The sequence below is a fragment of the Spirosoma oryzicola genome (assembly GCF_021233055.1).
GTDB classification, from domain to species: Bacteria; Bacteroidota; Bacteroidia; order Cytophagales; family Spirosomataceae; genus Spirosoma; species Spirosoma oryzicola.
Genome location: NZ_CP089541.1, coordinates 135,809 through 159,720 on the forward strand (window position 1 = coordinate 135,809; position 23,912 = coordinate 159,720).

Sequence of the window (23,912 nt, forward strand, 5' to 3'; positions counted from 1 at the left end):
GTATCAAATAATGATCTCGACGTATGAAAAAGACAATAATGGTAACAGCAGGGCTTGTGTTAGGCGTTTGGATGCATGGTCAAGCTCAAACGAAAACGGGAGGAGCACTAGAAGGCAATACCGGACAGCAGGGTTCCTCACCCCAGAATAACGCTCGTAAAGCAAACTCAAGCCAGAATCTAGGAAAAGGAGTTCCGTACAACAAAGAGGCTGAACAGCAAAGCAAGGCTGGGGCCACTAGGTCAAACATCCCAGTGAAAGGTTCATCACCGAACGCATCATCACAGACAGGGTCCAGACAAGGAGGGCAATCTACTAATAAGAAGGGAAGTAGCTCTTCTTCTAAATCCAATAACCAGTAGGCTGACGAATAGGGTACGCACTCAGGACTATCTTCACTTAAAAAAGCGGACTGATAAGATCAGTCCGCTTTTGACATTTTCACACCCTATGAAGGTTACAAAACTTCACAAGACGAAGCAAATATAAACGATCGACCAGAAGGAACAAATGAATGTATGTGATTACCGGCTACTTACAATTGCTTGAATTAACAGCCTTATTCAAATCGTCCATAGGAGAATAGTAACGAACAAAAACCGTTGATCAGAAAGCTATTGCCGCAGCATATCGCACTACCCTGGACAGAGCAGAATGACGTTATAGATTAGTTGGAACAAGAAGCGGCAAGTATACAATAAAGGTAGCTCCCTGACCCGTTTGACTACTGGCCGTTAGTATACCACCGTGATTGGTGACCACTTTCTGGCAAATTGCTAGCCCCACACCCGTACCCGCAAACTCATTTTTTCCGTGTAATCGCTGAAACACCTGAAAGATGCGATCCAGGTATTTTTCATCAAAGCCAACACCATTATCGCTAACTGTAATTCGATGATAGCGCTGACTTGGGCGGCTTTGAATCAACTCAGTTGGCAAGCTAGCGCCAGTTACCGTTACCGCACTAATGCTGATTTGCGGTACTTCTCCTGGTTTATGAAATTTGAGCGCATTCGAAAGTAGGTTTGAAAACAACTGCCCTAATTGCATGACATCACCTTGTACGGTTGGTAAAGGATCAACGGTGATTAAAGCATCGGTTTCCTCAACAAGTAGACTCAAATTGTCTAAACTTTCCTGAACAATCTGGTTAAGCGCTACAGGTGACAAACGAACCTGTTCGGTTGCAATGCGCGAGAAAGTCAACAAGTCGCGAATCAGGATTGACATGCGAGAGCCCGCATTGGCGAGTCGTTGTAACAAATCCAATCCTGTCGGACCTAGTTCGGGGCCAAACTGCTGCTGTAGGAGCGAACTAAAGGATTGAATTTTTCTGAGGGGCTCTTGCAGATCGTGAGATGCAATGTAGGCAAACTGCTCCAGGTTCTGGTTTGAGCGTTTTAAATCGTTGACTAACGTTTGCAACTGGCTGTTCACTTCCGTCACGGCTTGGTTTGCCATCGCCAGTTCATCATTGGTACTGGCAAGCTCTTCGTTGGTAAGCGCTAACTCTTCGGTTCGTTGCTGAACCAGTTGCTCCAGGGCCAGTTGTAGTTCGTGCTGGCTGGTAATATCCCACACCAGACCATCGACGTGGGTGGGTTGCCCTTCTAATCCCCTACGAACTTGACCTACCGTTTGCAGTATATGTTTTTGGTTTGTCTGGGCGTTAATAACGGTGTATTCCATCTGGTAGGAGCCATCCGAACTCGGCAGAAGAGCATCGGCAAAGAGCTGGCTCACCCGCTGCTGATCACTTTCCTGAATCATACTGATCGACGTGGCAACATCGGTGACTTCTGGCAGTCCGTACCAGCTGGCCACCCGCTGCGACTTAACCAGCTGATTGGTTTCCAGATTAATACTGTAGCTACCCATTTCCGCCATATTGATCATCGATTGCAGAATGTTCTGATTTTCCTTCAGGGCTTGCCGGGCTTTCGCTTCACCCGTTACGTCAACGGCCAGATCGAGAATGGCGTACACATTTCCATCCGAGTCAAAGAGAGGGCTATAGGAAATGTTGTAAATTTTATGGGTCATCACCCCATTTTGAACAATAGACACCTGCGAACCGTAACTTTGAAACATCTGACCCGTGGTGAACACATCGTCGAGTATTTGTAGAAAGGGCTGGTTCTCCGTAATCAATTCGGGCATAACCTCGCGCAAAGGCTTCCCCACAATATCGGGACCTTTCCCTACAATGTCGATAAATGTCTGGTTGGGCGATTCAATTACCAGATCGCGACCAATGAATAAGCCGATAGCAACCGGGGCCGTCGAGACAATTGAGCGAAGTTTGGATTCGCTAGCTCGCAGGGCTTCTTCAGCCAGTTTCTGCTCGTGTACGTCAACTACGCTGCCAATCATACCTAGATATTGCCCATAGTTGTCAAAGCGAGGGCTGGCTTTATCGATTGCCCAGCGGTACGTTCCGTCGCACTGACGCAAACGGTAAAGCAGGTCAAACGATATATGCTTCTCATTTGCCTCAAGGAAACGCGTTGCGGATGACTCCCTATCATCCGGATGAATAGCATCGAGCCAACCAAATTTTTCGGCCTCAGCCTGGGTCTGTCCGGTATAATCGTACCACTGCCTGTTCAGATAACTGCAACTACCATCGGGCTCGGTCGTCCAGATAATAGCCGGAAGTGTGTCCATCAACGAGCGGTCAGCGTATTCATTTGACGGGTTTTTCGGGCGGGTCAGCACTTGCTCGGTAGCGTCAGAACAAACCACCAATACACCTGTTATATGGTCATCTTGCCAGAAAGGTTTGCAAATGAAGTTAATAGAAGTAGGCTCGGTTATTCCGTTTTGATTTAGGATGACGACTGATTCCTTGGCAATAGAGCGCTCACCACTGGTATAAATTTTCTGTAAAAGCTCGTCAATGCCCTGGCTAGTTACGTCGGGCATAGCCTCAAAAAAAGATTTGTTTATGACATCTTCACGCTGCTTACCCCAATACGCAAGCACGCGTTCATTGGCCAGGGTAATCACAAACTGGGGGCCGCTAAGGAGCGCCATCGCCACGGGAACTTGCTCAACTAATTCCCGAAAATGGTCATGCTCTGTTTCCGCTTGTCGATTTACTGGTTGCTGATTAGATACTTGCTGAGCAATGCCTGTCACACGAATGACCTGTCCTGTTTCGCCAAGGAAACTACGCCCTTTGAGTTCAATCCGACGAAGCAGCTTGTCGTCGCCAACAATCCGAAGGATTATCGAAAAACGATCGTCGGTAGCCTGTTGAAACAGTTCATCCAATCGAGCTATGTCGGCAGGGTAAATAAAATTTTTGAAATCGGCGTATGAAAGTTGGTGAGCCGCGTCAATGTGGAACAGTTGCAGGCACTGAGTATCCAGATTGAGCAGACCAGTATCTGAATTCAAATCCCAGACACCAAGTCCAGCAGCGTCCAGGGCAACGTTACTATCAAGTTTTTGGTTGAGCTCGAGGGAGGATTTGGAGGACAGCCGATCGCCAGTCATTCGTAACGGTAAGTATTATGGGGGACAAGTTAACAGATTAGGTACATGGTATGTGATCCTCACGTCTACTAGCAACAAATAGTTCAACGGTCTTGTTTGTAGCCTACTTCGGATTATTCAATAGCCAGCTTACTAATTATAAAGTACAAGATAGCAGTTAATATTCTAAACAATCTGGTTACGTCGAACAGACGATTGACAAAAACAGAACGATCTATGTTCAAGTCTGTAAGATGCGCACTTAAACAGCAATTGCAGAAGCAGTTGAATCAGAAGATTATGAGTCAGGCAGGGTACTTAAGTAGATTCAATATGTCTTTTATAAAGAATTTACGGCTTATAAAACAGATGATTAATTTTTCGTCACGGTACTTCGATCATGACCGGATCAGATCAGGAAACGTTAGTTTGTCCAGTGATTCAAAACAAAATTAATCCAGTCTTTTTCGGTTGAAGGAATAGGTACATCTGGTTTGTAGCCTATATTATCAATCGGGTCTGTATCCACCCACGGCATTCTGGTCACCGGCAAATACATGTAGTAGTCATCACAAGTTAAGGAAAACGGATTGGCATTGCCATAATCCATAAAGCCACCCGTGTAGGTGCCGAAGCGCGTAATTTTCTGACTGTATTTGGCCATTGATAGAAAAAATTCCGAGGCACTGCCACAGCCTTTATCCATCAATACCGCAATGCGTTTGGGAAAAGTCCGCACCGAATCGTAGCGAATAACGTACTCGGTTTTATCGGGAACAAACTCGCCACGGTGGGCTTTGAGCGAATCCAGGAACTCTATATTCATCTTTAATTCGGAGTCGTCGGCTTTTTTCTGCTTTCGCAGCCGTTCGACGTAAGCGGCCTGTTTATCAATCCACTCATCAGAAGCACGGTTCAAGGCTCTTGCAATCGGGATTGGTTGGGTATAAAAAAGTTGCATAAATTCCTCCGAAGCCCACGCACCGCTGTCACCCCCGCCGTTGCCGCGCATATCAAAGATTAAAGACGGCGTACGGCCAATCATTGCTCGGTGAGTTTTTAACAAACTGTCTAGAATAGCCATTTGTGAACTGGTGAAATGCGGCAAGCGAACATAAACGGCCTCTGGATTCAGTTGTTTGACAACCACGCTTTCGAGTGGCCGTTGAGCTGTTTCTTCCGCTTTTGGAACTATCCGTTGCCAACTGTCGCCCCAAATCTGGTAGTGGTTCCCGTTTGGCTGGATGCCCATTGGCCTACTTTTGAAATCCCCGAAAACGTAGTGCGCCTGTTCATACTCACCGGTTTTGCCAATGAATTGGGCTTGTACCATACCCGGCTTCCAATTAGGCAGTGTGGAGGAAAGAACTACTGAAATGTGGCGTCCAGGATAGTCAGGATCAGCCACTGTAGCAATTTTCATCTTCCCACTTGACAATTCCCAGATTCCTTCGAAGGGTTTGAGTGCTGATCGTTTAGCCAAATAGGCGCGAGCCTGCGATTCGGAGTAAGCGATAGTGCGAATAGTGGTAGGCGATAACTGTGGGGAGTAACCGGCACTGACGTGTAAATCCCGGAAAAAGCCAGCGTAGCGTTTCAGTAAATCGAAGCAGACAAATCCATCTGGCGCTTTAATTGCTTGTTTCTGTAGACTGTCGATCAGCGTGTTATAGCGAAGCTGACTTTTTGCGTTCACCTTGTCGGCGAAACCGGCGTACACGTTTGTGGTTTTGCGGATAGCTTGGTCAAGCACATCGGAACAGCGACAAGAAGCCGGCGATTGCGCCGTGACGAATTGATTAAGTAAGCAAACCAACAAAATTGAAGTGGCAATATGGCGGGTAGTAACGGTCATGCTAGTGTGGTCTCAGATGCAAACTATACGCAAAACTTTATGGTGTCGGTCATTATAATGACCTCATCCCTCATCATTTATAAAGCGCTATTTTGGTTGGACTTACTATGTCAATTGATAGTTTCTATTCTTTCTATCATTTTAGCAGATAAGCATATCACTCCCGCAAATTGGCCTGCCTCTCTGATACACGACTACACACTTTTTTTTAAGTCTGATAATTTACAGTTATCGAACTTAAAAAATTCTATCTTGATTTTAGGAAGGGGATAACATAATGACGCTTTCTTTCCTAAATAATACCAGCAAGAAGCTAAAACTCAACTTTTATTTGTTGGGCCATTTCCTGAACTACTTTTTTTGATACGGGGCCGTTTAGATCTAAGTCGGATGGGCTGCTGTGAGAGAAAGGATAGAGTAGACTGATCAATCAAGTTTTGTTTTATTGACGTTAATAGAGCCTTTTGTAAGTCTATACAACGGGTAGTGCTGATGCTAAATTTTGAAAGTAGATCAACATTGAGCCTACACGTCCTGATGAGTTCTAAGAAGAGTTGTTTATTCAGACCATTCCAATTAGGAAAGAGTTCTGACAATTGCTAAACTCGACCGGTTGACTCATAATGTGGCATTTACTTTTACGCTGCGTGATTCGGGCGTAGAGTTTCTCTAGGCTGATATGCCTGCATCTAATACGCTTACAATAATATAATGGCTTCCATTAGCCAGCACGAGCGGGAAGTCATTTACAATCGTAGCCGTAAAGATTAGCACAAAAAAAACGAGCAGGCAATATATTGGTTAGGCCAGAAAATCTCACTTTAGAGGCCAATTAAACGGGGTTAGCCATTCGACAGCAAAATGCTCGCGAACACGAGAAAAATCGTCGGAAAGCTGAATTTGCCATATCATTTCGTAATGCGGGCGAGAATTGGAACGGCATTGCTTCTACCTTGGATGAGCATGGATTTCGCTCACGCAAGGGGCAGTAATTTCAAGCGGTGCAAGTACAACGCATCATAGCTCATTTCAAATAAGCCGAGGGTATAACCAGGTTCTATAAAAGTGTAACCAACCAGGAACGACCGTTCACGTTCGTAGCAAGTATGAATGGCCTATTATGTATCCTCTTTACCCAAAATTTATGATGGCTATCGCTGATAATGAAGGCTTATAAAAGTACGGCTCCTATACTAACTAATTTTGCACCTTGCCTTTGAGCTGATACTGAATCGCCCTAACTAACCGTTAACTGCTTGAAACCATTTGGCATTACCAGGCACACCTTTCCTAATCAAACTGACCGGAGATCAATTCTGAAAACTGGCGAGAGAGATGACTTGATTGCGCGATTGGGTGATCACTGCGGAGCGGTCAGTGTTACTCAAACCTCCACCCCAAACTACTCAATGGCGTATCTATTAGGGCACAAGTGTTACGCGAATAGCTGACGACTGCATACTGGTTAGCTGTGACTGGGGGCGAAGCGATTAAGGAGCAACCACTAGATCCCGTCGTTGCTCCGTCATAGTGTCCTTCTTTAAGGGGGCTACTTTTTTAAACGCTTTTAGTCCACCAATGGGGGGTAGATACCGGGCCGCCCGGAGCCGATTGGCTAACCACTTTGTCTCGGTGCGCCCCTTATTATACCGCTCAATCACCAACGCAGCGATGGGTGCCGCCACATCGCCCCCCCAACCGGCGTTTTCCACAAAAACGGCTACAGCAATGGTTGGAGCGTTCATAGGAGCAAAGCCCACAAAGATGGAATGATCAAACTGGTGACCGTATTTCGTATTTTGCGACGTACCCGTTTTGCCACAAATGTCGAGCCCAGCCAAATTGGCCGACTTAGCGCTACCGCTCACAACAGTCCGGCGCATTCCATCGATGACCGGCAGGTAATAGCGATGGTCAACGCCGGTAGCATGGTGCTTTCGGTATTGTTCAGGCAGTTGCGCACCCATCGTTTCGAAGCCTTTGAAATAGTGAGGGGTTATATACCAACCCCGATTGGCAATAGTCGCGGCTAAGTTGGCCAGCTTCAGGGGCGTAATCAGCAACTCCCCCTCGCCAATACTCAGCGAGGATATATACGAAAACTTCCAGCGATTTTTACCTTTGTAAAGCCGGTCATAATAAGGCACATCGGGTAAGTTACCCCGTCGCTCGCTGGGTAGGTCGACACCCAATTGTTGACCAATGCCAAATTGTTCGACCCGTTCGTGCCATTTGGCTAAACCAACGGCTGAGGCTTTAAACGTGTTCGTTTCATGGTTATTGTATAACATCCGCCGAAACACCTGATAGAAGTAAGGATTACAGGAATTGCCGATAGCACCCCGTAAATCGTTCCCCCCCCGACAGTGACACCGCATCGGCGATCCAGCGTGGCCGTACACTGTATGGGGTGTCAAGGTGCCCTCCTGCTGGGCCACTAGGGCCTGAATGAGCTTAAACGTGGAGCCAGGCCGGTAACTAGCCATAATTGGCCGGTTAATCAGTGGTTTGTAGCGATTTTTAAGCAAAGATCCGTACTGGTTACTAAAGTTGCTGGCCGATAGTAGGTTTGGATCGAAGGTTGGGGCTGATACCGACGCCAGAATCTCACCCGTAGCGGGCTCAATAGCGACAATAGCCCCCACTTTATTGATCATCAGGCTGTCGGCGAAGCGCTGTAAATCGGAATCAATACTGATCAGAAGGTTTTTGCCTTTCACCGCTAGGGTATCGTAGGCGCCCCCTTTCCACGATCCTTTGTTAACCCCATGCACATCCTGCATCATGAATTTGACGCCCCGCCGGCCCCGTAAGTGTTCTTCATAATAACTTTCCAATCCACTCTGTCCGATGTAATCGCCCGGCCGATAATAGGGGTAATCCTGTGCATCGAGCTTGTCGCGACTGATTTCGCTGACGTAGCCCAGCGTGTTGGCCAGCGTGTGGCCGGGATAGATTCGAACCGAGTTGATCTGGGCATGAAACCCCCTATAGTCAACTAACGCATCCTGGATGCGGGCAAACTCTTGCTTCGATAGTCGCCGTTTGAAGAGTGATGGTTTAACCATCGAATAAGACTTTGCCAATCCCATCAGGCTGTCAAAGTCTGCTTTAGACAGCTTCATCAAGGTACAGAAGGCGGTCGTATCCGCCATGATGACTCTTTTAGGCGTAACGTACAGATCGTAAACGGGTGTATTATCGACGAGTAGTTTATGGTTTCGATCATAAATCTGTCCCCGATAGGGGGTCTCGATGACCCGATTGATTGAGTTTTTGGAAGCCCCGAGTGAGTAGGTATCGTCGAGTACCTGTATGTAGAACAAACGGGCTAAATAAATCAGGGCAACGAGACAAAAAACACCAATAACAACCCACTTACGATTTTCCTCCACGGCAATGCCTGCTTGCTTAGTTTATTGATTAACTCAACAAAGTTAATACAATAACCGTATGCTGCTGTTGCGATGGCTTTGATCCACAAATAGATGCCGGTCCTGGCGGATTTTACTTGCATTACCTAGTGGCCTTACTATGTATAACCAAGGTATTCGTTGGTCACCTAGGCAACAGCCTTTCTGCTATCGTTCATTTTTCGAGGCTATATAGAATCGGTAGATACTCTTTGGTTTGCCACTTAGAAGCACGTTTATTGGTTGGTGTTTAATCGGATGAGAGAAGGTCATATAAATTACTTGACGGGTAGTAAGGTTATTAATTGGCTGGTATTACCCCGACAAAACCACAGGTACACTCACTATGTAGACCCGGGTACTACCGATCGTTGAACAGCGAATGAAGAGAGTAGTGTTAATGAGTAAGGGTAGAAACCGATCGGAATAGCTGAATCACTTGGGGTTTTTAAAACCGTATGCAACAGATTGAATCGGCTTGAAATTCAAACAACAGTCCACTTAGCGAAGGGTATTTATGGGACGCTAATAATACTCTCGGTAAGAAAAGCTGCCACCAGTTATCCGCTTTTTGTTCCATTGGTCCTTTTACAAAACTCAAGTCTGAAGGAATGACTAGTTTTAACTATCCATCAATCAACGTCACAATGCCTATTTTCTCCTTATCACCCTGCCTAGTGGACCAACAGAGCTTAGATCAGCTATCCGATGAGCAGGTATTTGCCAAGCAAGCGAAAATCCAGCAGGTGGGTTACTGGCTGCTATTGCTACTCGTCTTGTTCGTTGGCATGGCTTTTATCGTCAACTCCTATTTGGTAGCCGCTAGCAGTTGGGCCCTAATCCCAGCTTTGGCTGATTATCGTAAGAAGTACAAGGCTATCAACGGGCAGCTTCAAAAACGGAACCTAGCCTGATCGTAGTCTTGTTTAACAACAGGTAGCAGGAGTAGTGTTGATTTTTTATACTGATAATTAGTTGTTGAATTATCAGCGTGTTTGCTCAGCGTTACCAGATTTACATTATTAGAAAATCCCAAGTAAGATTCAATGAACCTTACTTGGGATTCAGAATTTACGGCAGATCAGAAGTTTTCCTGATTGCTTGATTATGCCTTATTCAACAGAAATCACAAGTCCTTTACTACTTTCGCTGGTACGCCGGCAACAACCGTATTCGGGGGAACATCCCGACTGACCAGCGCTCCAGCCGCTACAACCGCATTTTCGCCAATGGTGACTCCCGGCAGGATGGTTGCCCCCGCTCCAATCCAGGCGTTTCGTTTAATTACAATTGGTTTGGTGAGCAGCGTTTTGCGTTCGTCGGGATTTAACGGATGGTTTTCGGTGGTCAGATTAACCCGTGGCCCGATCTTCACATCGTCTTCAATGGTTATACCGCCAATGTCCAGACATGAACACGCGTGATTGATAAACACGCGCTTACCTAACCGGATGAATCGGCCAAAATTGGTGTAAAACGGGGGAAAGATCGTTGTTGACTCATCTATTACCGTCCCGATGATTTCTCCCAACCGCGAACGTAACTGATTGACATCGGTTGCCGTAGCATTCATCTTAACACACAAGCGGATGGTGCGGGAGACCACTGCCTGAAACTGGGCTATCTCCGGATCGTCCGGGCGTAGTGGCTCACCCGCTTGTAGCCTGTCAAAAATACCGTTACCGCTTTGGTCGATGCTCATTCTTCAAAGTGCCTTTTTAGTTTTTAACTCATCCGAAGCAGCTTGTCGGGTGTGATCGGCAGGTCGCGGACGCGTTTTCCCGTGGCATTAAAGACGGCATTCGCTACCGCCGGGGCAAAACCGATTAACGCAATTTCACCCATTCCTTTTGCCCCCATTGGGTTAATATGCGGATCTGGCTTATCGATCATTATCGTTTCAATCGCCGGTACATCCGCGTGAACGGCTACGTGATAGTCACCCAGGTTATTATTGACAAATCGGCCAAACCGGTGATCAATGACGGCCTCTTCGGTCAACGCCATCCCGATACCGCCCGTAACCCCGCCAATCATCTGGCTAGCGGCTGTTTTAGGGCTAACAATCCGCCCTGAATCAGCCACGCTAACCGCGTTGGCTACGCGAACCACACCCGTTAGCGGATTGACGCGCACCTTGACAAAATGCACCGAAAACGAGTACATGGAGTACTTTTGTAAGTCTGGCCCACCTTTCGAATCGCCCTTTTTGTCAATCACGGTCAGGTTATTGCTTTTCATCAGGTCGGTAACAGCCACTTTTTTGCCCGGTTCTTTTTCGATAGATAGTATACCGTCGGACAATGTTAGCTCATCGGCATTTCGTCCGGCAAATGGCCCACCGTTCTTAATTGCCAGCTTGACCAATTCGTTTTTGATCAATGTGCAGACATCAAACACGGCTGATCCTACCGCCGAGACAATAGCGGAACCGCCTTGAGTAGGTGCTTTGGGCAATGACGTATCACCGTACTCGACCTTGATCCGATCAAGCGGCACGCCCAGAACATTATGCGCAATCACCGTTAGCGCAGTACCAGTACCGGGACCAATGTCCGTTACAGCGCTCTGCACCCTTAGCGATCCGTCGGCATTTAAGAGCACTCGGGCCGAAGCCTCCCACCGAAAGGCGTTAAATGTACCCGTACTCATGCCGTAGCCAGTTAGCCAGCCGTCCTCTTGCTGACTACCGGGCTGGTTTTGGCGATTGCCCCATCCAATGGCTTCAGCTCCGCGCTGGTAAGCCTCCCGGAGGTACTTGCTGGAATAAGGTCGGTTGTGTTCGGGGTCCGTTTCCGTATAATTGCGAAGACGGAATTCAATGGGGTCAATGCCTAGTTTGTGGGCCATCTCGTCCATCGCCGATTCGAGCGCAAATGCGCCCGTAGCTTCCCCAGGGCCACGCATCCAGATTGGTACGCCCCGGTCGAGTCTAACAATACGGTAACGAGTGCTCACATTCGGGCAGTCGTACAGGAACTTGGTCATGTTGACTGTTGCTTCGGTAAAGTCCTCGTATGAAGCCGTTTCGGCTGTGGCTGCGTGGGCAATACCGACCAGCTTGCCATTCGTGTCGGCTCCCATTTGTATAGTTTGTACCGTGCAGGGCCGATGACCCACCAACTGAAACATTTGACTGCGGGTAACCACCAACTTTACTGGACGATCTACTTTTTTGGCAATTGCCACAACCGCCGTCTCCTGCGGCCAGGTTCTAAGACCCATGCCAAACCCTCCACCCATAAATTCGGTATGCACGCGAATATTGTTAGGGTCTAGCTTAAACGCCTGAGCTATAGCCTGCTGAGTAGCGTTGACGCCCTGCGTTTTGGCATAAATCATCAGCGTATTGGCATCCGTCCAATGAGCCAGAATACCATGCAGTTCCATGGGATTGTGAACTTCTACGGGAATGGTGTAATTCGCTTCCAACGTAACCGGCGCTGTACGATACCCATCGGCTTTGCCGCGCATGTAGTCCTCAGATCGGTCAGGCGCAATGCCTTCGGCCAGGTGCTTATCCAGGTCAGTGCGTGCCGCCTGTTTTGTATAGGTCGCTTTTACGAGGGAGGCCGCATAGGTAGCCCGCTCGTAACTGTCGGCCACTACGATAGCGATAGGCTGCCCATCAAACAAGATTTTGGGACTGTTTAGAATCCTGTATTTTTCAAGCGTATCAGGCTTTGGCGGAGGTCCGTCCGCCTTGTCACCCACGGGGGCATCCCAACCCGGAATCGAAGGCATATTTTCGTGCGTGAATACGCCCAGAACGCCCGGTGCATTTCTGGCTTTCTTGGTATCCAGGCTGGTAATACTGCCCCGACCAATCTCGCTACCAACAATGACACAATAGGCCATATTAGGCAATTCAAAATCGGCAAAATATTTAGCGCCACCCGTCACTTTCATGCGTCCATCGACCCGGTCAGGAGTGACCCGGTCATTCCTGGCCGGGTCAACAGGCAAATTTGTTTTATTTTCGGTCATGGTCAGGCGGTTTTAGTGGCAGATTTAAGCGCTTCGATAATGGAGTTGGGAGCTAAGGTCAGTTTGAAGTCATTCTCCCCGTAGCCTTTGGCATCCTTCATGGCTAGCGTTGCCGCCTGTTTAAAGGTATCCTCTGTTGCTGGTTTACTTTTCAGGAAGCTTTCAGCCGCAGTTAGTCGCCAGGGCTTGTGAGCCACTCCCCCCATAGCCAACCGAACGTCCTGAATCGTATTCCGCTTCATCTGAACTGCTACACCCACCGACACCAGAGCGAAAGCATAGGAAGCCCGGTCGCGCACTTTGAGGTAATACGAATGATCCGAAAAATCATTCGTCGGCAAATCCACCGACATGATCAACTCACCGGGCTGCAACGTGTTGTCCTGCTGGGGCTTATCGCCGGGTAGCCGATGAAACTCGCTGAACCGAATTTGGCGATCACCCTTTGGTCCGGATACGTTCACCGTCGCATCCAGGGCGGCTAGCGCAATGCACATATCGCTGGGATGTACCGCGATACACGCTGAGGAGCCGCCAAAAATAGCGTGCATCCGGTTGACCCCTCCGATGGCTCCGCAGCCCGATGGGCCATTGGGCTGCCCTTTATCGGGTCCTGCCTGTACAGGGCTACGCTTGTTGCAGGGCATGGATGGATCGTAGAAATAAGCGCAACGGGTTCGCTGCATCATGTTTCCGCCTACCGTCGCCATGTTACGCAGTTGAGCCGATGCACCGGCGTTAAGTGCCATTGACAAGAGCGGAAAATGCTTTTTCACCAAATCATGCTCGGCTACGGCTGAGTTTTTAGCCATAGCTCCGATACGTAAACCGTTTGCTGTCTTCTCGATCGTTGACAGTGGCAACTTATTGATATCCACCAGCCGTTCGGGAATCACGACCTCCCGTTTCATCAAATCGATCAGATTGGTGCCGCCTGCCAGAAAGTAGGTGCCGTTGTCCTGAGTGTAGGCTGTTATAGCCGCTTTAGGGGTCGATACCCGCGTGTATTGAAACGGATTCATACTTTGGCTCCTCCCTGTTTGACGTCTATAATTGCATTAACGATGTTGGTGTAAGCCCCGCATCGGCAGATATTTCCGCTCATGTATTCCCTAATTTCCTCCGGCGAATTGGCATGACCTTCCCGGATGCAAGCCACTGCCGACATGATCTGACCGGGCGTACAATACCCACACTGAAAACCGTCGTGTTTGATGAACGCTTCCTGCATGGGATGGAGCCGGGCGGTTGCATCGTGTCCCCCTTCGGATAGCCCTTCGATTGTTGTCACTTTACAGCCTTCGGTCGTCATTGCCAATGTCAGGCATGCGTTAACCCTTGCGCCATCGACGTGTACTGTGCAGGCTCCGCACTGTCCGTGGTCGCACCCTTTCTTGGTCCCGGTCAGGTGAAGTTGTTCACGCAACAGGTCCAGGAGCGTAACGCGTGGTTCAATGGATAGCTTGTGAACATTTCCGTTAATATCCACTTGAAGTGGCATTTGCTCGAAAGCAGCGGCTACTTTTTCATCGAGTCCATTCTCTACGGCTGTCAGCGCGGCTGGTGGCGTTATGGCCAAAGCTGCCAACGCAGACGATTGCTTTAGAAAGATGCGTCGGGATGCGTTTGAATTCTCCGACTCATCCTCAATGTGTTCATGCTTAGCCATAACCCCTTTTTTAACGTTGAAAAAACTTGTATCTATAATTGCAGGTAATAATCTAAACTGTGCTGTTAATGTCAAAAAATCGACAGCACAGCCAGATCCAGGAATACAGGGAAAGAGCTAATTACAGCTGTCAGCTCGGCCAGCATTTGCCCATACAATTCATCGTACTGAAAATGGAAGGTTATTGTTTACAGCGTAGCCATGTCGATGACAAACCGGTAACGTACATCGCCCTTTACCATCCGGTCGTACGCCTGATGAATATCCTTGATGTCAATCATTTCAATATCCGACACGATGCCTTTGTCGGCGCAGAAATCCAACATCTCCTGCGTTTCAGCGATGCCGCCTATACTTGATCCTGCAATGCTTTTGCGACCAATTATAAGGCTAAATGCCTGAACAGCCGCAGGCGTTGGAGGAGCACCCACACAGATGTGTACACCATCTACTTTCAACAAAGAAAGGTATTGTCCGTAGTCGTGCTCGGCGGAAACGGTGTCCAGAATAAAATCGAAGTATCCGGTTACTTTTTCAAGCTGAGCCGGGTCGCTTGTCACCACAAAATTGTGCGCACCCAATTCTTTCGCATTGGCTTCTTTATTGGGTGATGTGCTCAGAACGGTTACTTCTGCACCTAACGCAACGCCGAATTTGACCCCCATGTGTCCCAGACCACCTAAGCCTAAGACTGCCAATTTGTGCCCCGGACCTACTTTCCAGTGACGCAACGGAGAGTAAGTAGTGATTCCAGCGCAGAGTAAGGGAGCGGCAGCCGCCAAGTCTAAACGTTCCGGTACGTGCAGGACGAAATCTTCATTGACGACAATGGTATTCGAATAGCCTCCATAGGTCGGGGTTTTCTTGTCCTGCTCTAACCCGTTGTAAGTCTGACTATTGCCTTTTAAACAGTATTGCTCTAAACCATGTTGGCAGGACTCACACTCACGGCAGGAGTCAACCATACATCCTGTACCCGCCAGATCACCCACGCTGAATTTGGAAACCTGAGAACCGACGGCAACAACCCGGCCTACTATCTCGTGGCCCGGAACCATCGGGAATAGACTACCGCCCCACTCATCTTTGATCTGGTGCAGGTCGGAATGGCACACTCCACAGTAAAGAATATCAAATTGAACATCGTGAGGGCCTACTTCCCGTCGGTCAAAATTCCAGGGTGCTAAGTCCGAGTCCTTAGTCTGGGCTGCATACGCTTTTGTTGCAATCATAACCTGTAACGTTTTGCCTTTATGTTGAAACGGTAAAGTTACAGGTGGCAAGGTCCGATAAGGTAAAACTTTTCAAACCAATACTTATAGATTTCAAACCTCCGCCAGACGAAAACTACGCGGATTGGTGCCGGTAAACTTTTTAAAGAAGTTGTTGAAGTAAGACGGGTACTCAAAGCCCAATGCGTAGGCAATATCAGCAATGTTCCAATCGGTATGCTGTAGTAAGGCTTTTGCTTCGCTAAGCACTCGTTCCGAAATATGAGCCGTGGTTGACCTACCTGTTATTTCGTTGACAGCCCGGTTCAGATAATTGACATGAACATTCAGGTTCGTGGCATAGTGCTTGGCTGTTGTCAGTTGCAAGGGCCGGTCGATAGTCTCGATGGGAAATTGCCGTTCCAGCAGTTCGAGAAAAACAGAGGTAATTCGGGAAGCCGCGTTCTTGTGATTATCAAAATTTTGGGATGGTTCCAGCTTTAACGCTTCGTGAATAATCAGCTGTATGTAATTGCGAATCAGCTCATCTTTATACGAATAAGTCGTTTGCTGTTCCTCAATCATTTTTTTAAAGATCGTGTTCAGAAACTCGCGTTGCTGCGGGCTGATTGTTAAGATCGGTGTGCCGCTTAATTTGAACAATGGAGAATTTTGCAAACTCTCTAATCGGTCGGAGAGCGTCAGAAAATCTTCTGAAAAAAGGCAGGTATAACCCACATACGTAGTTGAGATTGTTTCCCAGGAGTAAGGGACATGCGGATTACCGAAAAACAGAACTGTATCGTTGGCTTCAAAGCTTCTATCTGCATAATGGATTATACTTTTGCCGGTGGTGAGGCAAATTTTGTAGAAATCTTTCCGACTGTAGATGCGGGTAGCGTTGCTGTCGCTGTCTATCTGGAAAACATTGAAGCCTTTGAGCTTTAGCTCGGTATTAAACTCCGAAACCGAACGTACTGGTTGATCTGCCACAGTCAAAGTTAAGGAATTCAAATTAGCTTTTGGTCTCGAATGTCCTTTAGAGTTATATACTTTCCCTGCGTGGATTCAACCAAAATGCTAGCATGCAGGTTACGTATCCGTTGATTCTGCTTAATTGACAACACGTTTGTTATGTACACCCTGGCAAAAAAACCATGAGCTTTTACCCGTTAGAACGCGTAATTTCTGGTGGACAAACTGGCATTGATCAGTTGGGTTTGGAGGTAGCCCGGTCATTGGGTATTCCAACGGGTGGTACTGCCCCCAAAGGCTATATGACTGAGGACGGACCCAACCAACAGCTATGCGATTATGGTTTGATCGAACACAGTTCAGCTAAGTACCCACCTCGCACCCGTGCTAACGTGCAGCAGTCAGATGGAACCGTACTATTTGGAAACCTAATCGGTGGTACAAGACAAACCCTTGATTTTTGCGTCCAAGAAAGAAAGCCTTGCTGCGTAAATCCAAATGCGGATCAGTTGCGAGATTGGTTAGTTGAATATAAAATTCGTACACTCAACGTTGCTGGAAATCGTATGAGCGGCTTGTCTGGTGAACAGCTTCAGCAGTACCGACACGTATTGACCAATGCGTTACAGCAATACGCCGGGTAAGACAGATAAGGGTCCTTTCAGAGTAGTACAACAGAATGGTCAGAAAATTACACACTCAATTGTCCAGACATCGCGTTAGCCTAGCGGGTGTTTTTTTCTGCCACTGAATTTGGAGGTGGCACAACTAATGGGCTTATAGAGGCTGCCCGTTGTACCGTTCATAACGCGTAACCCCGAAATGAAGCGACTATGGCAAGAGTAACTGTTGACTTTGACAGATCACTTCGATATTGACTTAATTTCTTGATAAACAACAAATTACATCAGTACAGATTATAATCAATTGTCTAAAACGCAACCGGGTTCAACTACTTTATGAAGTAGCTGGACCCGGTTGTTTCGCATTTATTGAAATTAGTTGATAGCTACTAAGCGATTAGGAGCACTTGGTTGCTGAGTACCCAGCGTGACCGTTTGTACAGATGTGTCTACTCCGTTTGAAATTTCCAACTGGTAAACGCCGTCTGGCAACTGATCCATGTCAAGACTAAGGCGGGCTGCTTTTTCTTTCTTCGTCAGGTGTTGCGCAAACAAGACTTTACCGTTTGTGTTTTTGAGCTTTATATCAACCGCACCTGTTGTTTCTTTGTCCAGGGCAATGTTGAGCTTGCCCGCCATGTTGGTGTAGATACCAGTTTTGTAAGTGGCAACCGATGTCGCACGTTTGCCAGGATTCGCTTCGGCGAAAGAAGCGGAAACGGTAATCAGAGTAAAAGTGAAAGCAACGAGCAGCGAGTTAAGGAGCGTTTTCATGAGCTTTATTTATTAGGTTCTTGATTCAATTAGTAGCGGGTTATCCCCGATTGATGAATCAAAGGTATGGGCTATAGATGGTACTATGTATAACAAACTACCGGAACGGCTAAGCTAACTGATAAGCGGTTAGCAGAAGTGATCACCGAGCGAGAGGCAAAACTACGAGACAAGTTATATCGTGTGTAAACGCTCGTTCTAATATTGTGTACTCTACAAATAAGCCTAAAGTTATGGCTCCATACCTGACTGCGGGACATTGTAGCCCTTCCTATTTGTACCACTAAATCAGGGAGGACTAGATTTGTCGACGCTCTTTCTAACCCAAAGCCGTTGACCGCTATTGGCGTCATAAGCAACCATTTTGTTACCTGTTTGTAAGTAATTTCTCAAACTGGTAATGAACTGATAGCATTGACAGAAACCAGATTATATAATCAAACACCATCCACATCCCGACTTCATTTAGCACAATTTTCTAGTTCTGATAAATCATGGCCTGTTGTTCACGTATAGCTGTGAAGCTAGTAATTTACTTATCTAAAATTAGGTCGGCTACAAGTTGCTTCAATTTCTGATTTTCTCCCTTCGACTGCTGAAGTTTTCGTAGTTCTAGGACCTCTAAACCGGCGTACTTCTACGTTCCGGCTCAAACTGTAGTAGGTGGCCTTGCTAACTCCCACTTCCGGCAACTTCTGATATGGATATGCCAGTATCGGCCTGACGGAGGGCAAACATAATTTGTACCTCGGTGAAATTCGTCTCTTTCATAAGCGATTTTGGATTGCTTGAGTTGTCAAAATCGCCCGAATTTCTTTACTTATTCACTGTCCAGTTTTTAGGGCAAAGGTCACTCAAAAACGCTCCACCAAATGAGACAGGGCATTATTAGTGATTAGCTGCCTAAATTGGCCTTTCTATAAACTAATCGGGCATCAATCAATTCCAGCCTCATTCAGCATACGGAAAATGCTACCCTTATTGCTCACGTTGGTATGGGGCGCTACACAGGCTCAATCCAAGCCGTATTTGGCCGACTTAGATACATTAAAATCGATCCGTTAAAAGATCCCATCCTTTAAAGCTCAGATCAGGGGTAGTCAGCTAAGCGCCTACGATTCGCTCTATCAACGCCTGACTCAAGACACCGTTAGCAATGCGATTAGTTTTCGCTACTTCGCTAATTTGGCGCAGCTTTTGTTTCCGATTCGAGACAATCATCTGGGCTTCATGCAGACTAACGATTATCGCCATTTCAGCAGTCAAGCCAGACTAGATAGCTCCGTTATCTCTAAGGAGTTTCTAGCTTATCCGGTCCATTCAATCAACCTGGATCACTCAAAGCCCAACTCGCACAAAGTCCTCTTGACTCGCCGGAGGGAATTTATCACTACGGTAGCCACTATGCCGTCAGGGTATTTAGAAGCGGCCTCCGCCAGTACACGGGTGTGGTCAACGAGACTGACTCCAAACATTGGAGAAAGGGCCAGATTGCTCTGTATCTTCACGAGTTCGCTTTGGGCCGCTTCGATTCAACATGCATTGACCGCTCCCTACTTGATCGTTGACTTGAGAGACAACCAGGGCGGGGCTGAGCGAGAGGCTCGAAAATACCTCACTCTTCTAAAGAAGTATGAAAAGAAAGGGCATTTGTATTTACTGCTCAACCAGGACACCATCAGTCAGGCTGAACTCTTTGCGCTGCAATTGAAAGCAGGCAACAACGTGACCACGATCGGTCAGCCCACTAAAGGCATGCTCAACTACGGCAGTAACTATGGCACCTTGCAGACACTGACTGGGGGGACTACTTGTGTCCAACCAACTGATATGAAAAACGGGGCTAAGCTGTTGGCCTACGAGGATTATGGCATCAGCCCCGACATACTGCTGAGCAACGGCTCCAACTGACTCAATCAAATTTTGCAAACCATCGAAGCCCAGAAATAGTGTTCACTCGTATCACTTTTTGCTGTAAATAGGTCTTGCTGATCAACCCTAGCGATCTTCTAATTGATATGGCTTTGGTCAGCGTTGACAGCCAAACCACTTTCTCATCTAATGTTTAGTTTAGCAACTGGCTGGGCGGTGTAGTCGTGGTCATAACTTTTTAACCATAGGGTAATAAAACCGACTGAGTAGACCTAACAGGATTTTGCTAGACAACGTTATGGAAGATCTCACCAGTGAAACTCGTCAGCTGGTCTGGTTAGCTCTATCAGACTTCTATGCAGATAATGAATTGCAAGCTTCTGGTTTGGCTTATATCCAGCGAATATTTGCCCAAAGCAGTTGCTCGCAAGCTGAGATTAAACGAATCAACTACGAAGAAGTGACCCCGTGTTGCTCAGAAACTTGGGGCGTGTAGCTGGCGTTTGGCAATGCTTTGATAAGGTGTGGCTCATTGATCAGATCAATACCCGATTCAATCACCCTCATGACAATCAGTCCTAGTGACTTCGCTGGTGGTTATGATGTCGACAAGTAGACTGCCACACGAAGCCCTGTTTTGAGGTAATCTTTGGCTCAGAAGTCTGATTTGTTTCGATAAAGCAAAAAGCCAAGACCGATCATATTTACTGACAAGGGCGTGCTTTCAGATACAGTCTTGTAAGAAGTTGCCAAGTGGTGATGTAGGTTAAGGTACAACACTTTAGGCAAGCTACTTGCAAATTAGTTTCTGTCTCTTTATACCTTGATTTTACTATCTGCCCAGTGATCCTGCTTCAAAATACCAACCATCGCAGCTCAATCAACGAATATAAACCCTTGCAAAAGCGTAGAAAACCAGTCAAGGCAGCTTTGTTTTAAACGAGCCATTTTGAAAATGAACGGTTTCTGCTGCATCAGACGTAAGCTGCCTGCGAGTGTCTCGCAGTAACATAACCTCGAAAGTACCTTCCATTTCACCACTTTGTGGGTCATATCTCGTAATCTTGATTGTGGCCGTCCTGGTTAAGTCTGGTTGATATTGATCTCGAATTATATCACCCCCGATCAAGGTCGTAAAGCTAACCCCTACTTGATTCGGACTCGCCGAACAAGGCTGGTGCGTTGAAAGAGCGTAGACGCCAACCGCTAGGGGGATTCTGGTGAAACTGAGGGATTGATCCCCGCAATAGCCGGCACAGATAGCAGGCGCTCGCAAGCGGGCTTTGGGGTAAGCTAACTTGTTTTGAATCGTCAGATTGATGGTGTTTGTGCCACACGAGTCACTCGGATTTTTCCAGGCCGTCGAAATACCACTCCAGCCTTGTCCATTCAGAGTCGCCTTGGTATCCTCACCAGCAACAGGATCTGGCGTAGATTTTGAACAGCCTAGTAGCCCAATCAAGGCAATCAAAAGCCACTGGATCGTCTTCATAGAATTGTTTTTCTACTTAGACCTCGTTCGACTCAAAAGCGTTGGAAGGACTGTTATTTACGTATTTATAGGTTAGCTAAGCGCAATACGAATTTAATTGTCGAGGAAGTAAAACGCTGATCTCGGTATCGTAAAAGGATGCTGAATTATTGGTTTTGTAGCCAACTGATTATTGCCTGTGAATAGCTTTCCGGTTTAACAGATTGCTGAAGACTTAAAGTCGTTTTTTCCTTTCTCAGCGCTGCGTTATAGATCTCACCTGCCGCTTGTGAGGTAATTTCTTCATTGACAGCGTTCCTCGGATTAATAATCAACACGTTTCGATTACCTAAAAAGTCAACTAAGAGGGGAAGATCGTACGCCGGCAAAGCACCAGCCACGGCAGAAGGTATAAACTGAGTTTTATAGTTCTTTTCATCCATGATGGCCTGGTAAGCACTCAAAGCGTTTAGCAATACGATCTGATTAATTTTATTGCAAAACACCGCAGCATGAAGTAAGTCAGGGCCTAGCGTTCCTTGGGCTACTACCGCAAGCGGTTGGTTGGGACCAATTTGTTCGCTTGTAAGATTTACTAAAATTTCGATTTCCTCCGCTCGTACCGCAACAAGACTTTTATGCGTTAATACGCCTGTAAACCATAAATTTATCGGGACTCCGTCGATTACTGAATCACCTCCTTTAATAAATCCTGGGCTTAGTTCGCCTGTCCCGCTTAGATCCGGAATAATTAGTTCATACCCTTCTTTCGCTAGTTGATCTGCCCATTCACCGTTTTTGGCAGCAATTTCTTTGCCCCTGTCGTCCAGCAATATTAAGGTTTTGCTCGGTTTGCGCTTTGGCTTGATCCACAGTACCGGCAAAAAGTAACTGCCCGTACCTTTAACAAGGTATTTTTCAATCGAGTAGGAATCACGCTGTAACCGTCCAGAAAAAATCAGTTCTCCTTGTCCAGTTGGCTTTTCATAGCCCGTTATCGTTTCAACTGTTTTTTGTAGCGTAGAGATGGATTTACCTTGACGCACTTTATGGCTTGAAAGGTATTTTTGGGTCAACGAAAATAAGGATTCACTGGTTAATGAAGCTAAAGCCTGTCCGTTAGGAGTGACATACAAGTCCGCTTCTTTGAAAAGAGGAACGTTAAGATCCGTGGAACTGCCGGGGTTGTTCAGGTATTTTTGAAAAAAGGTGTAGCAAGCTTCTCTATTTTTAACCGTTGAGATGTGCTCTGCATCATCTTCCACCATCGCTAAATCAGTTCCTTTTCCGAAAGCGGTATAGGCTCTCTGCGCTTCATGAAACAGATCACGGGCTCCCTGAATACTGAATATATCCCGTGTGGTGCTGACAATTAACGTCGGTTTAGGTGCGCGGACCTCCAAATAATCAGCCAGATCAAGCCCATGTTCAAGCCCATAAAGCAAATTTTGTTCAGCATCCTGGGGGCCTCCCGAGCGCAGTAACTTATCGTACGTAGTCAAGTAACATTCCGGCGCAGCAGCTACGATCCGGTCGTCCATTGCGGCAATGTATGTGCATTGAGTGCCTCCTCCCGAACGACCCGTAATACCAATGCGGTTTGGGTCTACTTCTGGACGACTAACCAGATAATCGACCGCCCGGATTCCGTCCCAGATGAAATAATTAGCCGGGGAAAGTCCAGCGATAAACGATTGAACTCCGGGATACGAATGCTCATTGACGGGTAACTGTTTAACGACTGAATCGTCGCCGTACTGTCTTCGTTCACCCTGACCGATGGGATCGAAAGCCAGTACGACAAAGCCTTTTTTGACATAATTGAGAATCACGCGCTGGTATGGCTCAGCCCTAAAACCGCTTAAGTTGTGACCGCTGCAATACACGATAGCCGGAAGCTTACCTGTCCGATTCTTGGGGATAAAAAGGCCTGCTGTAACAAAATAATTAGGTCTTGATTCGAAATAAAGCTTTTCTACGCTAAAATCGTCCCGTTGAATTCGGCCCGTGATCACTGGATTTAGCTGCGTTTTTTCGGGAAACGGACCGATTGCAATTGCGAGTTTTCTACGAATTTCTGCTTGCCGTTTTTGCCAGTCGGACTTCGATTTTATCTTTTCGATGGCAACTTGTCGCTGAGCAAGCTGGGTAAAGGCTCGCTGGCATAAATGCCGGTACAAACTGCTGGACGGTACGGCTGCTTCGTAATTCCAGTATGGTAAAACGGATAGCTCCTGCTGGGCTAGAATAGCATGGGAAACGAGTATAAATAAACCAATTAATCGACTTCGATTCAGCATAGCACGGAGACGGGCAGTCATAAATTTGCAGCGTTAGCAACCTGGATTTTACGCCATAGCTGGATTGCGCTCAATTTCAGATTGGGGAATAGAAACCAGCTAATTTCCTTCGTTAAAAGCCCATAACTGAAAACCTCTACCTACCAAGTTTTTGACCCGTAGCCAAACTTCGTAACCAAGTGTAACAATTGCTTACAAATCAGTTATAATGTATAGAAAGATTGGGTTAGTGAAGGTGTTTTGATGCGCGTTCATTACCAGTTAACGAGAAAGGGCCAAAAC

At 46.9% G+C, this 23,912-nt stretch carries 16 protein-coding genes and 1 pseudogene; 4 read left to right on the forward strand and 13 right to left on the reverse strand.

Features of this window, described 5'->3' with window-relative positions; all coding sequences use genetic code 11:
- Positions 1 to 660 precede the first annotated feature (660 nt).
- The 3 genes from LQ777_RS26810 to LQ777_RS26820 all read right to left on the reverse strand — a co-directional run bounded on the left by LQ777_RS26810 (position 661) and on the right by LQ777_RS26820 (position 8,730).
- Positions 661 to 3,501 carry a PAS domain-containing sensor histidine kinase gene (locus LQ777_RS26810; RefSeq protein ID WP_232563353.1) on the reverse strand — a complete coding sequence of 947 codons (2,841 nt, stop codon included), beginning with the start codon at positions 3,499 to 3,501 and terminating at the stop codon, positions 661 to 663.
- A 403-nt stretch (positions 3,502 to 3,904) separates the two neighbouring features.
- On the reverse strand, positions 3,905 to 5,335 hold the full coding sequence (locus LQ777_RS26815; RefSeq protein ID WP_232563354.1) for a S41 family peptidase: 1,431 nt from the start codon (positions 5,333 to 5,335) through the stop codon (positions 3,905 to 3,907).
- A gap of 1,490 nt (positions 5,336 to 6,825) precedes the next feature.
- Entirely contained in the window at positions 6,826 to 8,730 is a 1,905-nt protein-coding gene (locus tag LQ777_RS26820; RefSeq protein ID WP_232563355.1) for a peptidoglycan D,D-transpeptidase FtsI family protein, read from the reverse strand.
- A 665-nt stretch (positions 8,731 to 9,395) separates the two neighbouring features.
- Here LQ777_RS26820 and LQ777_RS26825 point away from each other — a divergent pair.
- Positions 9,396 to 9,662, forward strand: a complete 267-nt coding sequence (locus tag LQ777_RS26825) for a hypothetical protein (protein ID WP_232563356.1) — start codon at positions 9,396 to 9,398, stop codon at positions 9,660 to 9,662.
- Between the two features lie 212 nt (positions 9,663 to 9,874).
- Here LQ777_RS26825 and LQ777_RS26830 read toward each other — a convergent pair whose 3' ends face one another.
- The 6 genes from LQ777_RS26830 to LQ777_RS26855 form a co-directional block, all read right to left on the reverse strand.
- Entirely contained in the window at positions 9,875 to 10,450 is a 576-nt protein-coding gene (locus LQ777_RS26830; protein WP_232563357.1) for a sugar O-acetyltransferase, read from the reverse strand.
- 23 nt (positions 10,451 to 10,473) lie between these two features.
- A complete protein-coding gene (locus LQ777_RS26835) occupies positions 10,474 to 12,735 on the reverse strand; it encodes a xanthine dehydrogenase family protein molybdopterin-binding subunit (protein WP_232563358.1) in 2,262 nt (753 codons plus the stop codon).
- Positions 12,736 to 12,737: 2 nt separating this feature from the next.
- Positions 12,738 to 13,757, reverse strand: a complete 1,020-nt coding sequence (locus LQ777_RS26840; protein ID WP_232563359.1) for an FAD binding domain-containing protein — start codon at positions 13,755 to 13,757, stop codon at positions 12,738 to 12,740.
- A complete protein-coding gene (locus LQ777_RS26845) occupies positions 13,754 to 14,404 on the reverse strand; it encodes a (2Fe-2S)-binding protein (RefSeq protein ID WP_232563360.1) in 651 nt (216 codons plus the stop codon). Before LQ777_RS26845 ends, LQ777_RS26840 begins: the two co-directional genes overlap by 4 nt.
- Before the next feature lie 188 nt (positions 14,405 to 14,592).
- Positions 14,593 to 15,636, reverse strand: a complete 1,044-nt coding sequence (locus LQ777_RS26850) for an NAD(P)-dependent alcohol dehydrogenase (protein WP_232563361.1) — start codon at positions 15,634 to 15,636, stop codon at positions 14,593 to 14,595.
- Positions 15,637 to 15,729: 93 nt separating this feature from the next.
- Positions 15,730 to 16,608, reverse strand: a complete 879-nt coding sequence (locus tag LQ777_RS26855) for an AraC family transcriptional regulator (RefSeq protein WP_232563362.1) — start codon at positions 16,606 to 16,608, stop codon at positions 15,730 to 15,732.
- A gap of 164 nt (positions 16,609 to 16,772) precedes the next feature.
- Here LQ777_RS26855 and LQ777_RS26860 point away from each other — a divergent pair, with 164 nt between their 5' ends.
- Complete coding sequence (locus LQ777_RS26860; protein ID WP_232563363.1) at positions 16,773 to 17,234, forward strand: putative molybdenum carrier protein; 462 nt, start codon at positions 16,773 to 16,775, stop codon at positions 17,232 to 17,234.
- A 354-nt stretch (positions 17,235 to 17,588) separates the two neighbouring features.
- Here the strand turns inward: LQ777_RS26860 and LQ777_RS26865 are convergent, their stop codons facing one another.
- Entirely contained in the window at positions 17,589 to 17,987 is a 399-nt protein-coding gene (locus LQ777_RS26865) for a T9SS type A sorting domain-containing protein (RefSeq protein WP_232563364.1), read from the reverse strand.
- Between the two features lie 1,104 nt (positions 17,988 to 19,091).
- On the reverse strand, positions 19,092 to 19,241 hold the full coding sequence (locus LQ777_RS26870; protein WP_232563365.1) for a hypothetical protein: 150 nt from the start codon (positions 19,239 to 19,241) through the stop codon (positions 19,092 to 19,094).
- Positions 19,242 to 19,529: 288 nt separating this feature from the next.
- On the opposite strand from LQ777_RS26870, the gene LQ777_RS26875 reads away from it, so the two are divergent.
- Positions 19,530 to 19,898, forward strand: a complete 369-nt coding sequence (locus LQ777_RS26875; RefSeq protein WP_232563366.1) for a S41 family peptidase — start codon at positions 19,530 to 19,532, stop codon at positions 19,896 to 19,898.
- A 259-nt stretch (positions 19,899 to 20,157) separates the two neighbouring features.
- Positions 20,158 to 20,441: pseudogene (locus LQ777_RS26880) on the forward strand (DUF7079 family protein).
- 337 nt (positions 20,442 to 20,778) lie between these two features.
- On the opposite strand, the gene LQ777_RS26885 reads toward LQ777_RS26880, so the two are convergent.
- Together LQ777_RS26885 and LQ777_RS26890 are read right to left on the reverse strand one after the other, a co-directional pair.
- Positions 20,779 to 21,351 carry a hypothetical protein gene (locus tag LQ777_RS26885; protein ID WP_232563368.1) on the reverse strand — a complete coding sequence of 191 codons (573 nt, stop codon included), beginning with the start codon at positions 21,349 to 21,351 and terminating at the stop codon, positions 20,779 to 20,781.
- Positions 21,352 to 21,497: 146 nt separating this feature from the next.
- Positions 21,498 to 23,651: an alpha/beta hydrolase family protein gene (locus LQ777_RS26890; protein ID WP_341871388.1), complete on the reverse strand. Its 2,154-nt coding sequence runs from the start codon at positions 23,649 to 23,651 to the stop codon at positions 21,498 to 21,500.
- Positions 23,652 to 23,912: the final 261 nt, after the last annotated feature.

Bases quoted from the DNA above. Each gene is read 5' to 3' on its own strand.
- LQ777_RS26810 (WP_232563353.1), bottom strand. From the start codon at position 3,501: ATGACTGGCGATCGGCTGTCCTCCAAATCCTCCCTCGAGCTCAACCAA.
- LQ777_RS26815 (WP_232563354.1), bottom strand. From the start codon at position 5,335: ATGACCGTTACTACCCGCCATATTGCCACTTCAATTTTGTTGGTTTGC.
- LQ777_RS26825 (WP_232563356.1), top strand. From the start codon at position 9,396: ATGCCTATTTTCTCCTTATCACCCTGCCTAGTGGACCAACAGAGCTTA.
- LQ777_RS26830 (WP_232563357.1), bottom strand. From the start codon at position 10,450: ATGAGCATCGACCAAAGCGGTAACGGTATTTTTGACAGGCTACAAGCG.
- LQ777_RS26835 (WP_232563358.1), bottom strand. From the start codon at position 12,735: ATGACCGAAAATAAAACAAATTTGCCTGTTGACCCGGCCAGGAATGAC.
- LQ777_RS26840 (WP_232563359.1), bottom strand. From the start codon at position 13,757: ATGAATCCGTTTCAATACACGCGGGTATCGACCCCTAAAGCGGCTATA.
- LQ777_RS26845 (WP_232563360.1), bottom strand. From the start codon at position 14,404: ATGGCTAAGCATGAACACATTGAGGATGAGTCGGAGAATTCAAACGCA.
- LQ777_RS26850 (WP_232563361.1), bottom strand. From the start codon at position 15,636: ATGATTGCAACAAAAGCGTATGCAGCCCAGACTAAGGACTCGGACTTA.
- LQ777_RS26860 (WP_232563363.1), top strand. From the start codon at position 16,773: ATGAGCTTTTACCCGTTAGAACGCGTAATTTCTGGTGGACAAACTGGC.
- LQ777_RS26865 (WP_232563364.1), bottom strand. From the start codon at position 17,987: ATGAAAACGCTCCTTAACTCGCTGCTCGTTGCTTTCACTTTTACTCTG.
- LQ777_RS26870 (WP_232563365.1), bottom strand. From the start codon at position 19,241: ATGGCGATAATCGTTAGTCTGCATGAAGCCCAGATGATTGTCTCGAAT.
- LQ777_RS26885 (WP_232563368.1), bottom strand. From the start codon at position 21,351: ATGAAGACGATCCAGTGGCTTTTGATTGCCTTGATTGGGCTACTAGGC.
- LQ777_RS26890 (WP_341871388.1), bottom strand. From the start codon at position 23,651: ATGACTGCCCGTCTCCGTGCTATGCTGAATCGAAGTCGATTAATTGGT.